This window comes from Halomonas sp. AOP43-A1-21 (assembly GCF_052376775.1).
Lineage (GTDB): Bacteria > Pseudomonadota > Gammaproteobacteria > Pseudomonadales > Halomonadaceae > Vreelandella > Vreelandella colorata.
The window spans coordinates 48,333-61,660 of the sequence record NZ_JBQSWC010000007.1 but is presented as its reverse complement, the minus strand read 5'-3'; the positions used below and the strand labels follow the sequence as shown (position 1 = coordinate 61,660).

The 13,328-nt window shown below is 54.2% G+C and carries 11 protein-coding genes and 1 other annotated feature; of the genes, 4 read left to right on the top strand and 7 right to left on the bottom strand.

Features of this window, described 5'->3' with window-relative positions:
- The first annotated feature begins 412 nt into the window (after positions 1–412).
- Both ACT3R7_RS05820 and ACT3R7_RS05815 read left to right on the top strand, forming a co-directional pair.
- On the top strand, positions 413–1,708 hold the full coding sequence (locus ACT3R7_RS05820) for a hydantoinase/carbamoylase family amidase (protein WP_192539751.1): 1,296 nt from the start codon (positions 413–415) through the stop codon (positions 1,706–1,708).
- Between the two features lie 96 nt (positions 1,709–1,804).
- Positions 1,805–3,021 (top strand): IS3 family transposase gene (locus ACT3R7_RS05815; protein ID WP_192539956.1). Its coding sequence is split into 2 segments (ribosomal slippage): positions 1,805–2,090 and positions 2,090–3,021, totalling 1,218 coding nucleotides; the frame shifts between segments, so codons are not numbered across the junction.
- Positions 2,080–2,196, top strand: a sequence feature (AL1L pseudoknot). It overlaps the preceding gene by 117 nt.
- A gap of 234 nt (positions 3,022–3,255) precedes the next feature.
- Here ACT3R7_RS05815 and ACT3R7_RS05810 read toward each other — a convergent pair.
- The 3 genes from ACT3R7_RS05810 to ACT3R7_RS05800 form a co-directional block, all read right to left on the bottom strand.
- A complete protein-coding gene (locus ACT3R7_RS05810) occupies positions 3,256–3,795 on the bottom strand; it encodes a hypothetical protein (protein WP_192537523.1) in 540 nt (179 codons plus the stop codon).
- 183 nt (positions 3,796–3,978) lie between these two features.
- Positions 3,979–4,557 (bottom strand): NADPH-dependent FMN reductase, encoded by a 579-nt coding sequence (locus ACT3R7_RS05805; protein WP_192537522.1) that lies wholly within the window; start codon positions 4,555–4,557, stop codon positions 3,979–3,981.
- Positions 4,558–4,583: 26 nt separating this feature from the next.
- The gene (locus ACT3R7_RS05800; protein ID WP_192537521.1) at positions 4,584–5,579 is read right to left on the bottom strand and encodes an alpha/beta hydrolase; all 996 of its coding nucleotides are present in this window, start codon (positions 5,577–5,579) and stop codon (positions 4,584–4,586) included.
- Positions 5,580–5,785: 206 nt separating this feature from the next.
- Here ACT3R7_RS05800 and ACT3R7_RS05795 point away from each other — a divergent pair, with 206 nt between their 5' ends.
- Entirely contained in the window at positions 5,786–7,960 is a 2,175-nt protein-coding gene (locus tag ACT3R7_RS05795) for a malate synthase G (RefSeq protein ID WP_192537520.1), read from the top strand.
- A gap of 67 nt (positions 7,961–8,027) precedes the next feature.
- Complete coding sequence (locus tag ACT3R7_RS05790) at positions 8,028–8,453, top strand: PaaI family thioesterase (RefSeq protein WP_192537519.1); 426 nt, start codon at positions 8,028–8,030, stop codon at positions 8,451–8,453.
- A gap of 84 nt (positions 8,454–8,537) precedes the next feature.
- Here the strand turns inward: ACT3R7_RS05790 and ACT3R7_RS05785 are convergent, their stop codons facing one another.
- From ACT3R7_RS05785 to ACT3R7_RS05770, 4 genes are all read right to left on the bottom strand, one after another.
- Entirely contained in the window at positions 8,538–9,506 is a 969-nt protein-coding gene (locus ACT3R7_RS05785) for a substrate-binding domain-containing protein (protein WP_192537518.1), read from the bottom strand.
- A 121-nt stretch (positions 9,507–9,627) separates the two neighbouring features.
- Complete coding sequence (locus ACT3R7_RS05780; RefSeq protein WP_192537517.1) at positions 9,628–10,620, bottom strand: ABC transporter permease; 993 nt, start codon at positions 10,618–10,620, stop codon at positions 9,628–9,630.
- Positions 10,604–12,145 (bottom strand): sugar ABC transporter ATP-binding protein, encoded by a 1,542-nt coding sequence (locus ACT3R7_RS05775; protein WP_192537516.1) that lies wholly within the window; start codon positions 12,143–12,145, stop codon positions 10,604–10,606. The genes ACT3R7_RS05780 and ACT3R7_RS05775 overlap by 17 nt, the downstream gene beginning before the upstream one ends.
- Positions 12,142–13,320 carry a Gfo/Idh/MocA family protein gene (locus ACT3R7_RS05770; protein WP_192537515.1) on the bottom strand — a complete coding sequence of 393 codons (1,179 nt, stop codon included), beginning with the start codon at positions 13,318–13,320 and terminating at the stop codon, positions 12,142–12,144. The genes ACT3R7_RS05775 and ACT3R7_RS05770 overlap by 4 nt, the downstream gene beginning before the upstream one ends.
- Between the last annotated feature and the right edge of the window lie 8 nt (positions 13,321–13,328).

Below are 13,328 nucleotides of genomic sequence, written 5' to 3'. Positions count from 1 at the left end.
AATACAAAAGCAAAGAAAATTCCAAAAAAAAAGAAAATGTTTATTAATATAGACTTATGTAGAAAAGGAACCATAAAGACCACTCGACAACATCATTATTGATCCAATTTGGTGCAAAAAAAGTTAAATTTATAATAAATGCACTAAAAAAGTGCTCATTAGTTAATCCTCTTTTGAGGACATGGAAAGTATCGAAGTCCCCCCTATGGATAAGGCATCTCTCTGTTAACAAAGGGCTCGCTTTTAATTGCATTGATATTAAAGAGCATCAATACGAATTGACAAATTTAACAGACAATCTCATTATCTAAAAAATGATATAAGTATCTTTTAAGATAAATTCGCAGATATGGTTGGTCACGTAGTCAGTTATGGATGGTATGAGCGTGCTCAACAACAAGGAGACTATATTATGAGTTCCTCTTCCACCCGCTATTCCAGCTACGTCGACTGGACGGGGTTTTCCTCTGAAAACGCATTGGCCGAAGCAATTTTCCATGAGCTGGCTAACGAAACTTCCGACGAAGAAGGAATCACTCGAGAGTGCTACTCTAGCGGTGAAGATGCCGCATTAAAGATTTTTTCTGCCGTGGCTACTGCTCATCAGTTGGAAGTTTTATCCGATAGTGCAAGCAACATTGTCGTCCGAATGCCCGAGGATGATGGACATCGTGCGGGGCACTATATAGGCTCCCATGCCGACTCAGTACCCAAAGGCGGAAACTATGATGGAGCGGCGGGAATCGTCGCGGGGCTGCTTTGTCTCATTCGCCTTCAGCAGGTGCAACCGCCATTGGCCACCCCTGTGCGCTTATTAATGTTGCGAGGAGAAGAAAGTGCTTTTTATGGGCGCGCCAATATAGGCTCACGCGCGCTTTTCGGCATGCTCGACGAGCATGACCTGTCTGCGAAGTCGAGCGGCTCCGGTAGCACTTTGGCCACCGCAATGGAAGGCGTCGGTATCAATCTTGCGCCTATTCAATTAGGAAAATCCTTATTCGACCCGCAAATTGCCAAAAGCTATCTCGAGTTACACATCGAGCAGGGACCAGTGATGATAGAGCAGCAATGGCCAGCGGCCATCGTCTCCGGTATACGCGGCAATGTGCGCCACACTCGTATCGTGTGCCAAGGCGAAGCAGGACATTCAGGCGCTATCCCACGCACTTTGCGAAAAGATGCGGTGTTTGCCTTCGGCGATCTAGTGAACCGCTTGGATGAACACTGGCGCGCCTTTCTCGAAGAGAAAAAGGATCTTGTCGTCACCATTGGAATGGTGGGTACCGATCCGAAAGAGCATGCTATCAGCCGTATTCCGGGGATGTTGACGTTCGCTTTTGAGGCACGCAGTCAGGCAACTGATACGCTGGAAACTTTCTACCAACGTTTCCGTACGGAATGTGAGGAAGTTGCGCACCAACATGGGGTTACTTTTACCTTCGATGATAGAACCGATACCGCACCAGCCCGCATGCATGACAACGTCATCGAACGTCTCTCTCTCGCCGCCGAAGATTGTGGCATCAAACCACATAAGCTGCCTTCTGGTGCTGGACACGACGCCGCCATATTTGCCAATGCCGGTATTCCGTCAGGCATGGTCTTCGTACGTAATGCCCATGGTTCTCACAACCCACGAGAAGCCATGGATGTGGACGACCTTATCAAAGGCACTGATATTCTCTTTAAAGCGATCACTGATTGGTAAGCACTGCCTGGCTCTCCACTGGGCTGCTTCTCGGCTATATTAATACTGAACCGCCCCGGCTTTACCGGAGACTCCATATCTTGAGAGGATGGAGTTATGAACTCAACAAAACGATATTCCTCAGAAGTCCGGGAGCGAGCTGTTCGATTAGTCCTTGAACAGCAAGGCGAATACCCGTCCAGGTGGGCGGCGATCTGCTCCATTGCCAGCAAGTTTGGCTGTTCACCAGAGACCTTAAGAGCCTGGTGCAAACGCTCAGAACTCATGCAGGAAGATAGCTCGGCTAATCTGCCTAAAAATGAACGACTCAAGCAGCTAGAGCGTGAAAACGTCGAATTGAAGCGCGCCAATGAAATTCTCCGTAAGGCGGCTGCTTTTTTCGCCCAGGCGGAGCTCGACCGCAAACCCAATTGATGGTGTCATTTATCGACGAGCATCGTGCTCAGTTCGGGGTCGAGTCGATTTGTAGCCAGCTGCCAATCGCCCCATCGACGTATTACCACCACAAGGCACTTGAGACCGATCCTGAGCGGCGGGCAGATCGATATCGGCAGGATGCGTTTCTTACTGCTGAGATTCAGCGCGTGTGGGAAGAAAACTTCTGCGTCTACGGTGCTCGTAAGGTCTGGCGGCAACTCCGCCGTGAGGGCGTTAATGTTGCTCGTTGCACCGTAGAACGACTCATGCGACGCCTGGGAATTCGCGGCGTGGTGCGAGGCCAACGCCCCTTCACGACGATCAGTGATCCCGACCAGAAACGAGCACCTGATTTAGTGAAACGTGACTTTACGGCCATGCGTCCAAATCAGCTTTGGGTGGCCGATTTTACCTATGTTGCTACCTGGTCTGGCTTCGTTTACGTTGCGTTCGTTATCGATGTTTATGCACGCTGTATCGTGGGTTGGCGCGTAGCAACGTCGATGAAAACGGGACTGGTACTGGACGCTCTGGAGCAAGCACTGTGGGCACGAAAGCACAGGCAAGGGTTAATCCATCATAGTGATAGAGGAAGCCAATATCTCTCGATCCGCTACACAGAGCGTATGGCTGATGAGGGTATCGATGCCTCCGTCGGCACCACCGGTGACTCCTACGACAATGCGCTGGCCGAGACCATCATCGGCTTATTCAAAACGGAGGTGATTCACCATCGTGGACCATGGAAAGGGCGAGATGCCGTTGAGTATGCCACGCTGGAATGGGTTGACTGGTTTAACAATCGCCGACTGCTGGAACCCATAGGAAACGTTCCACCAGCAGAACGAGAAAGGACGTATTATCGTCAATTGGAGGAGTCGGGTGAAGCTGCCTGACTCAAACAAACCGGTCTCCGGAATAACCGGGGCGGTTCAGGCAGCTTCCTGCTTAAATTCAGGCGAAAAAGTACGTCGTTTCTTGGTCATCAGACACCTCGCTTATGGTGGCAATATTACCACCTACGTTGGTGTCCGGTTTTATTGAACCACTACACACAAGCTTTTTCTAACGTCAGCTAACACAGCCCTTCGACCCTCCCAGGCCGGAAAGGAAGATTCATACTATCCACTTCAGAATATGGAAAATGCATATTTACTATTGGGTATATACTTGATAAGAACATTATCGGCATACAACTGCAATCCGGCAGCCTCGTGCCGTGATTCAATCATATTAAAAAGCTCAGCTTTAGGTTTTCTTAAATGGATCCCCAGTACCCAAAAAGATCTAAGATCCAAAGAGGACGCTCTAATTTTGGCAATCTTTGTAATATCTTTCATCATGTTAGAGAAGCATACGCTAGCCTCTGGATGCTGCTTTACTTCCAAGGCCGCATAAGCATCTGTTCGCCATCCTTTCTTACGAATTATAAAATCAGGACGGCAAAAAACTCCCATCTTTTCCCTCCGCCGGTCAAACTCTACAGCGTACTCGCGCCACCACTCAGGCATGGAGTGATGCTGGCTGAGAAAGTTGGCGAATTCAACCTGAAACCAGATTTCCCACCCCGTAATATTTTGTTCTTCAATGATACTTAAAGATCTACCTACTCTTCGCTGACGAAAAAATTCTTCAATCAATTCTGTCAAATATTGAAAATCTCTATTCATTTATAGACCATCTTCTTAACCTTCGTTTCCAAGCTCTTTGCTTGTTCATTCTCCATTCAGCTATTTTAGCATTGGCTTAATAATAATTAACATATAAACAATTCAACCACAATCTATCCAACTACTTTTGGTAATTGGATAGGCGATTGAAATGGACTTGGCTGACAGATTCTTGAGTAGAACCTAATCCTTCGCACGCACCAGAATATCCACCAGCCGCTGGCAGAGCGCATCCAGCTTTTTGCTATTGGCTTCTTCGATAAACGAGCCCGTTTCATCAAAAGCCGTGTGCGCTTTAGAGAGCGACATGGGCTGGGGCAGTACGATCAAGCCCAGATTGGCGAGCAGCTGTTGGGCCAACGGCATGGCGCGAATGCCGCCTAACCCGCCGGGGGAAGCCGATACCAGCGCGGCCCATTTACCTGAGTAAAGTGCCAGACCCGGCGTGTCTTCATAAGGGCGAGACAGCCAGTCCAGCGTGTTCTTCAAAAGCGGAGTGATAAAGCCGTTGTATTCCGGCGAGGCGATAAACAGCGCCCGGTGATCGGCCAATAGCTTACGCAGTTTAAGCACGTTCTCGGGCATGCCCTGGGTTTCGATATCTTCATCAAACAAGGGGCACGGGTAGTCTTTTAAATCCACGAACGTTGCCACACCGCCCAGCGCTTCAATACGCTTAGCCACTAGCCGGGCCAGCTGCTTATTGAGTGAGTTCTGACGGCTACTGCCTGCAAATACTAATACCTTGGGCGCTGCTGTCATCTGTTAACACTCCTTTAAGTAAATGCTTATTGATCGGTAGCCTCAGGCTTACCGGCGGGCATCTGGTCAATAAACGTATTAACGGCTTCAAACAGCACCTGACGAATCGGCTCTGCTTCGTTCACCAGATGGTGGCGCGCATCTGGATGGTAGTGAACCTCAGCGGCGGTAAATTTTTCCGCCAGAATGTTCAGGTTCCATTCCCAGTCCACCGTTAAATCCTGCTGGCCCTGCAAAATCAACACCGGTATATCCACAGGCGCTAGCGCCAGCAGGCGCGGCATCCAACGGCGCATGGCGCTCACCCAGGCAACGCTCAACCGCTCGGGCTGCAGCGGGTCGCGGTCACGCAGAAATTCGGTAAACGTTTCATCGGTTGAGTTGGGCCGGTATTTGCGCGGCAGCTCTTTTAAAAACGGGCTAGCGATTAAATGCACCCAGCTGGCCTGGCTCCACCGCCAGGGACGTACCAACGGCGCCAGTAGCACTAAGCCATCCCACTCGGATGCCTCACGGCGGGTTAACGCGTCGGTGGCCAAAATAGCGGCCCCGGTGCTTTGCCCAACCCCCAGCCAGGGTTTAGGAGCCATCTTCAGTGTTTGCAGAGTATTCTGCATATGTGTCAGGCAGTGCTGGTAGTCGTCGAAATCTTCAATTTCCGCCCGCGGGCCGCTTGAAAGACCGTGGCCCGGTAAGTCCCATAGCACTACCCGCCAGCCTTTCGCCAATAGGTGCGCCAGCAGATGGCGATAAAGCCCTAAATGATCGAAGTAGCCGTGCACCACAAACGCCGTGCCGGACGGCTTGGGCGGGCTCCAGACCTGGCACCACAGGCTAAAGCGCCCGGTATCGATAAACCCTGCGTGCACCTCATCGGTGTCTTCCAATAGTGTTTCGAGGCCATAGTGCAGGAAATAGTCCTGCACTATGTTCCAAAGCGCCTCACCCGGTATTAATCGAGAGAACGCTGACTCGCCTGATGCTTGCCGAAACAAGCCTTCCAACTGCTGGAAATCCTGCATCCCTGTCTCTCCGTGAACGCCCTACTTCCATTATTTTAAGAAGGCCACTCTGGGCCTCTTCTCATCATTTGGTCGAGCATTTTACTGCTTTAAGGTCTACGCTGTTTACATGCCCAACCAGATATGGAAGTATTTTCCATAAATATATTTTCACTCTAACTGTGGCCTTCAAACAATCCACGGGCATCTTCACAGGAGAACTCCCCATGAGCGAGCGTATCACGCACCACCGTTTACAGGTGGCCGCCGAGCTGGACCGTTTTATTAATGAACAGGCGCTACCCGGAACGGGTGTGGATAAAAGCGCTTTTTGGGCCGGTGTCGATGCTCTGTTTCATGATCTGACCCCAAAAAATCGTCAATTGCTAGCAGAGCGTGACGCGCTGCAGGAAAAACTCGATACCTGGCACCGTGAAAACCCCGGCCCGATAAGCGATATGCCGGCTTACCGAGCGTTTTTAAAGCAGGTCGGCTACTTGGTAGACGCGCCATCCAACGTGAAAGCCAATACTGCCAACGTGGACCGTGAAGTAGCACTTCAAGCCGGCCCGCAGCTGGTGGTGCCGGTGAGTAACGCCCGCTACGCCCTGAATGCGGCGAATGCGCGCTGGGGCAGTCTTTACGATGCGCTCTATGGCACTGACGCTATTTCCGAGGAAGACGGCGCGGAGAAAGGCACCAGCTTTAACCCCAAGCGCGGCGCCAAAGTCATTGCCTATGCGCGAGGCGTTCTGGATCGTGCCGCGCCCTTGGCCACCGGCTCCCACCGCGATGCGGTTAAATATGCGATTCGCGACGGCCATCTGGTGGTTACGCTGGAAGGCGGCCGGGAAACCGGGCTAAAAGATTCAGCCAAGCTGATTGGCTTTACCGGTGAAATGACGGCACCTGAAGCTATTTTGCTGGCCAATAACGGCCTACACCTGGAAATCCAGATCGACGCCAGTCACGCCATCGGCAAAACCGACCCAGCGGGCGTGAAAGATGTGGTAGTGGAAGCCGCGCTGACCACCATTATGGATTGCGAAGACTCCGTGGCCGCCGTGGACGCCGAAGACAAGGTCGGTGTGTATAGCAACTGGCTCGGCCTGATGAAGGGCGATCTGGAAGAGAGCATCGACAAGGGCGGTAAAACCTTTGCGCGCAAGCTGCACGCTGACCGCACCTGGAACACCACCGAAGGCGGCAAGGTAACCTTACCCGGTCGTTCACTGATGTTTGTGCGTAATGTGGGCCACTTGATGACCACGCCAGCGATTCTGGATGAGGATGGCAACGAGCTGCCGGAAGGTATTCTCGACGCCGTGGTGACCTCGTTGCTTGCCCTGCACGATCTGAAAAAAGACGCCGATCAGCCGCGCAATTCGCGCACCGGCTCAGTGTATATCGTCAAGCCCAAGATGCACGGCCCTGCTGAAGTAGCGTTTGCCAACGAGCTGTTTGGCCGCGTGGAAGACCTGCTGGGCATGAGCCGCGATACCCTGAAAATGGGCATCATGGATGAAGAGCGCCGCACGACGGTTAACCTCAAGGCGTGTATTGCCGAGGCCTCTTCACGCGTGGCATTCATCAACACGGGCTTCCTCGACCGGACCGGCGATGAAATGCATACCGCGATGGAAGCGGGCCCGATGGTTCGCAAGGGCGATATGAAAGGCGCCAAATGGATCGCGGCGTATGAGAAGAGCAACGTGCAGGTAGGCCTTGCCTGCGGCCTGCGCGGTCGCGCCCAGATCGGTAAAGGCATGTGGGCCATGCCCGATTTAATGCACAACATGCTCGAACAGAAAATCGGCCACCCCAAAGCCGGTGCCAACACCGCTTGGGTGCCTTCACCCACGGCCGCTACCCTGCACGCGCTGCACTATCATCAAGTGAACGTGACCGACATTCAGCGCGAGCTTGAAGACCTGGGCGAGCCTGACTTCCTGGATGATCTACTCAGCGTGCCGGTGGCTGAAAACGCCAACTGGTCCGATGACGAGAAGCAGCAGGAGCTGGACAACAACTGCCAGGGCATACTGGGTTACGTGGTGCGCTGGGTAGAGCACGGCGTGGGTTGCTCGAAAGTGCCGGATATTCACGACGTGGGCCTGATGGAAGACCGCGCTACGCTGCGTATTTCCAGCCAGCATATCGCCAACTGGCTGCACCACGGCGTTGTGGATGCGCCACGCGTTGAAGAAACCCTCAAGCGCATGGCCAAGGTCGTCGATGAGCAAAACGCCGGTGACCCCACTTACACCGCGATGAGCAGTCACTTCGAAGACTCTACCGCCTTCAAGGCCGCCTCTGACCTGATCTTCAAGGGTCGCGTGCAGCCGTCAGGCTACACCGAGCCGCTACTTCACGAGTGGCGCCAGGTGCATAAAGCCAAGTAAATCGGTTTCGTGGTACAACTAGCCCCAAGGCATATGCCTTGGGGCTTTTTTATGAAGGATAACAATAATGACCGTCATGACTGTCGAACAGATCGAACACTTTCTGGATGAAGTATTTCCCCAGCGAATGGGCAGAGTTGAAAGCGTGGGCGAGATGAGTGCCACGATGCGCTTAGTGGTAGGTTATGAGCATTTACGCCCTGGCCCTCGGGTTTCCGGCCCTACCATGATGGGCTTTGCCGACGTAGCGCTTTATGTGGCGATTCTGGCCCAAATCGGCCCTGAACCCATGGCGGTCACCAGCGATTTCAACTGCCACTTCCTGCGTGCCGCTTCAGGCGAACACGACATTATCGCCCACGCCAAACTGATCAAGCTGGGCCGCCGATTAGGCGTTGGCGAGGTACAGGTTTTCTCCGCCGCGGATGACACCCGCCCGGTTGCCCATATCACCGCAAGCTACGCTCTGCCCCTGGAACGCGAACAGCGCTAACGTTAAAGCCGCTCTCAAGACAAAAAACGCACCGCCCTTGGCCATTCACTAGCTCAAGGGCGGGGCGTTTAGCGGCCGGGGCGTTTAGTAGGACGCTTCTGGCTCGTAGTACTCTTCTACATTGTCGAGGGTGATCAGGTCAGCGTTAAGAATGAGCCGTGAAGGCACGCCGTGGTACATATCACCCAGATGCTCGCCTTTAACACCGTGCACCGCTAGCGCCATGGCAGAGGCAATCATGTTCGGCGGATAGGTTACGGTGCCTTTAACCATCGGATGCTCGTCACGGATCATTTCGATCACGCGCTGAGAACCGCCACCGCCCACAATCAGCTTTATATCGTCGCGGTTGTTTTCATCAACCGCCTGAAGCGCCGAGATCAATACGTCATCGTCACCCGCCCAAATGGCATCCACTTCCGGGTTACTGCCCAGCAGGTCTTCCGTTACGCTAAGCGCCTGCTGGGGGTTCCAGTTGGTCGTTTGGGAGGCCAGGATATTGATATCGGGATAGTTTTCCATCACTCGATTAAAGGCATCGACACGCTGGCTGTTGATGGGAATCGGCGGACCTTCCAGCACCAGAATATTGCCCTCGCCGCCCAGCTCTTCAGCGATATAACGCGCGGCGTGATCGCCCAAGCCTGGGTTATCGCCCGCAATAAAGACGTTTTGTGCAGGCGTTTCAAGCTCGCGGTCGACCACAACGGTGTAGATGCCTTCGTCATAAGCTTCGGAAATAACCGCCTGAAGCGTTGCCGGGTCGTGGGGAAGAATGACCAGTGCATCCAGGTTGCGGATCATCAGATCTTCCACGTTAGAGACCTGGGCCGTGCCGGAGTTGGCGGAAAGCACCGTAAAGCTCACATCCGGATACTTCTCACTCAGGTCGTCGGCAGCTTGCTGTGCCCACCACAAAAGGCCTGCGGTCCAGCCATGGTCAGCGGAGGGTACGGTGACGCCAATATGGTAGTCGTCGGCCAGCGCCAGGCTGGATGTGCTTGCTATGGCCGTTGCCAGCGCGGCAGTCTTGAAAAGGCGTGATAGTGTCATTGTTATTGCTCCCTTTCTAACGTACATCGTGGATGGGCGAGCCAACCCCGCCCAGTGTGATCGTCGGCCCTGTTTGGGCATAGCGACCGAAAAGACCGTTTTTAAAACCCGTATTAACCAATCAGGCACGCTTGTACTGCAGCAGTACCGCCAGCAAAATGACGCCGCCCTTGACCAGCCCCTGTAAATAAGGGGAAACGCCGGTCAGGTTAAGCATGTTGTTGATAATGCCCAGAATCAGCGCACCGATGACCGTGCCCCATACCGAGCCGCGCCCGCCGGAAAGCGCCGTGCCTCCGATGACGACGGCAGCAATGGCATCCAGTTCATAAAAATAACCTGCATCGCTCGGGCTTACCGAGTTGAGCCGCGAGGTCAGCATGATGGCCGAAAGCCCCACGCAAATGCCCGCAATCACAAAGGTGGAGAGCACAATGCGCTCAACCCGAATGCCCGAATAGCGTGCTACCTGAGGGTTAGCGCCCACCGCGCACACATGCCGCCCGTAAGGGGTATGAAACAGCAGCACATGCGCGATGATCGCCAGGCCAAAGAACACCAGTACCGGAATCGGAATACCTAGAAAGAAGCCGCCGCCCACGCTTGAGAAGTGCGGATTGGGGGTAGAAACCACCGCCGCGTCGGTGAAGTAGAGCGCCAGCGAGCGAAAGATCGACATACTGGCAAGCGTTACCACAAAGGCCGCTATGCGCCCTCGGGTGACTAACAAACCGTTGAATAGCCCTAACAGCCCGCCCGCTGCGATAGCGGCCAACAGGCCGAGAAGCACCGCCTGAATGGGGTCACTAATGCTATTGACGATATACAGGATAACCACGCCTACAAGCGCCACCATCGACCCCACCGACAGATCGATCCCGCCGGCGATAATCACAAAGGTCATGCCGATAGCGATAATGCCGGTATAGGAAACCTGACGCATCACGTTGGAAATATTGCGCGTATTCAGAAAATATTCGCTGGCGATGGACGACACCACGAACAGCAAAATCAGCGCCACCAGCGGGGCCAGAATCGTCGCGTTAAGGGGCAGCCTGCGCAGACCTTGGCGTGCAACGCTCCCCATTGTCTTGGTATTAGGCGGTTGAGCCATCTTGATTCCCCACTTGTTCACGGTTGGCGTGCTGTCGTGCGCCTGCGGCATACAGCATTATTTGTTCTTCGTTAATATCGTCACCGCTAAGCTCGACGGCTATTTGCCCCTCACGAATCACCAACACCCGATCCGCAATACCGATGATCTCTTCAAGCTCGGAGGAGATCACGATAACGGCTTTATTTTGTTGGGTAAGGTCGCGAATCAACCGATAAATCTGCTGCTTGGCGCTGATGTCGATGCCGCGGGTGGGCTCATCGAGAATCAGGATATCGGGCTCGATATCGAGTAGCTTCGAGAAGTAAACCTTCTGCTGGTTACCACCACTCAGAAGGCTTACCGGCGCCGCCAGGTTGGATGCCTTGATGGCCAGGCGCTGCTGGTAATGTTTGGCTTGACGCCGTTCAGCACGATGCTTGATAAACCCGCGCACATAGCGTTTCAGGCTAAGAGCGGTAATGTTCTGCATGACATTAAACGAGAGAATCAGCCCCTTGCCCTGGCGGTCTTCTGACAGATACGCCAAACCGTGGGCGTGGGCTTCGTTGGGCGAACGAAGATCAACAAGCTCGCCATCGATAAATATTTCGCCCTGCTCTTTGCGGTGGAGCCCCATGATGGTTTCAGCAATTTCGGTGCGCCCCGCACCTACCAGCCCGGCAAGCCCCAGCACTTCGCCACGGCGTACCTCAAGGTTGATGTCCTTGAGTTTGCCTTTAAGGCTCAAGCCCCGCACCCGCAGCGCGGGCGGCGTGTTATCAGTACGTTGCGCAAGCTTCTCAGGGTAAATTTGTGACAGCTCACGCCCGACCATTTTGCGCGCCATGTCCTCTTCATTAAGCGTCGCGGTCTCGCACAGCTCTACCTGCTGGCCGTCGCGTAAAATCAGCAGCCGATCACAGAGATCTTTGACCTCTTTTAACTTGTGAGAAATAAACAGAATCGTGACGCCCTTGGCGACCAGCGCACGCACCACGTTAAACAACACCGCAACTTCACGGTCGGTCAGTACCGTAGTGGGCTCATCCAGAATCAGCAGTCGCGCGTCGTTAACCAGCACCCTGGCCACTTCAACCATCTGCTTTTGGGCAACGCTTAGCCGCTCGATGGGAAGTTCAGGGTCCAGGTCCACTTCAAGCGAGCTGAGCAGTTCCTGGGTGCGTTTACGCATGCCTGAGTGGTCAAGAAAACCATGACGGCGTACTTCCTGGCCGAGAAAGACATTCTCGTAAACACGCAGCGTGGGGATTAAGTTGAATTCCTGGGGAATCATCGCCACGCCGTGAAAACGCGCCGTGATCGGGTCCAATGCGCTGAATACCTGGCCATTCAGGTGAATCGAACCCACCGATGGCGTGTAAATACCGCTGATGATCTTTAATAGCGTAGATTTCCCGGCGCCGTTTTCCCCCAGAATACCCAGCACTTCGCCCGGCATAACGGAAAGGGAAATATCATTTAGCACCTGAACGGGGCCGAAGGCTTTACCGATCCCTTCAAGCTTTAACATAGGCTCGCTCATGGGGCGCTCCCGGAAGCGTCTGGCGCTTTACTCAGATGCAGCGGCGTCCAGCTTCCTGCCGCCTGGTGTGAAGTAATCGCCGCCTTAATAAAGCGCATGCCATCCACACCATCTTCAATGCCCGGTAGCCAAGCGGGATATTCACCAGCCGCGTGCCCATCAGCTAACGCCTGATACAGGTTGGCAAAGGCTTCAATGTAGCCTTCCGGATGCCCGCCCGGCACGCGCACGCCTTGAGCGATATTCGCACTTAGCCAGTCATCGCGCCGCGTTAAGCGCTGGCTTGGCCCGTTAAGCGGTTTCAGCCACAGCTCGTTGGGCTGCTCCTGGGCCCATTGCAGGCTGGCCTTCTCGCCGATGACACGAATGGTTAACGCGTTCTCATAACCGGCTGCCGTTTGGCTTGCCCACAGCATGCCCCGCGCACCGCCGTTAAAGCGCAGCAGCGCCTGAACGTTATCATCAAGCGCCCGCCCCGGCACCGCTGTCACCAGCTCAGCGCTTACCTCACTGACGCGCTGGCCGCTTATAAACTGGGCCAGCTGAAACGCGTGCACGCCGATATCTCCCAGGCAGCCAGCAGCCCCCGCTTGGGTGGGGTCCAAGCGCCAGGCGGCCTGGCGGTTATCGGCCTCCGGGGGTTCGCTTAACCACTCCTGAATATACTCGACCTGCACATGGCGAAGCTGCCCTAGCGCGCCTTGGGCAATCAGTTCACGGGCATGCTGAACCAGTGGATAACCCGCATAGTTGTGCATTAATACAAAGTGGCGAGCGCTTTTCTCAGCCGCTTGCGCCAGTTGTTCAGCTTCCTCAACGCTGAGCGTCATGGGTTTTTCACACACCACGTGAAAGCCCGCTTCCAGGCTTGCCAGCGCCGCCGGGTAATGCAGGTGGTTGGGTGTGACTATCGCCACGACCTGGGCGCCATCTTCGCGGGCGGCTTCACCTTTCAGCAGCGCTGCGTAGTCGGCATAGCGGCGCTGACCATCAACACCTAACTCGTTGGCGGTCGCCAGGTTGCGCTCGGTCTGAGAGGAAAAAGCCCCGGCTACCAGCTCAAAGCGGTCATCCAGGCGCGCCGCCATACGGTGCACGCCGCCAATAAAGGCCCCCTGGCCGCCGCCTATCATGGCGAGGCGAAGTCTGCGTGGCGTGTCGTTGGTTGTTGTCATTATCTAAC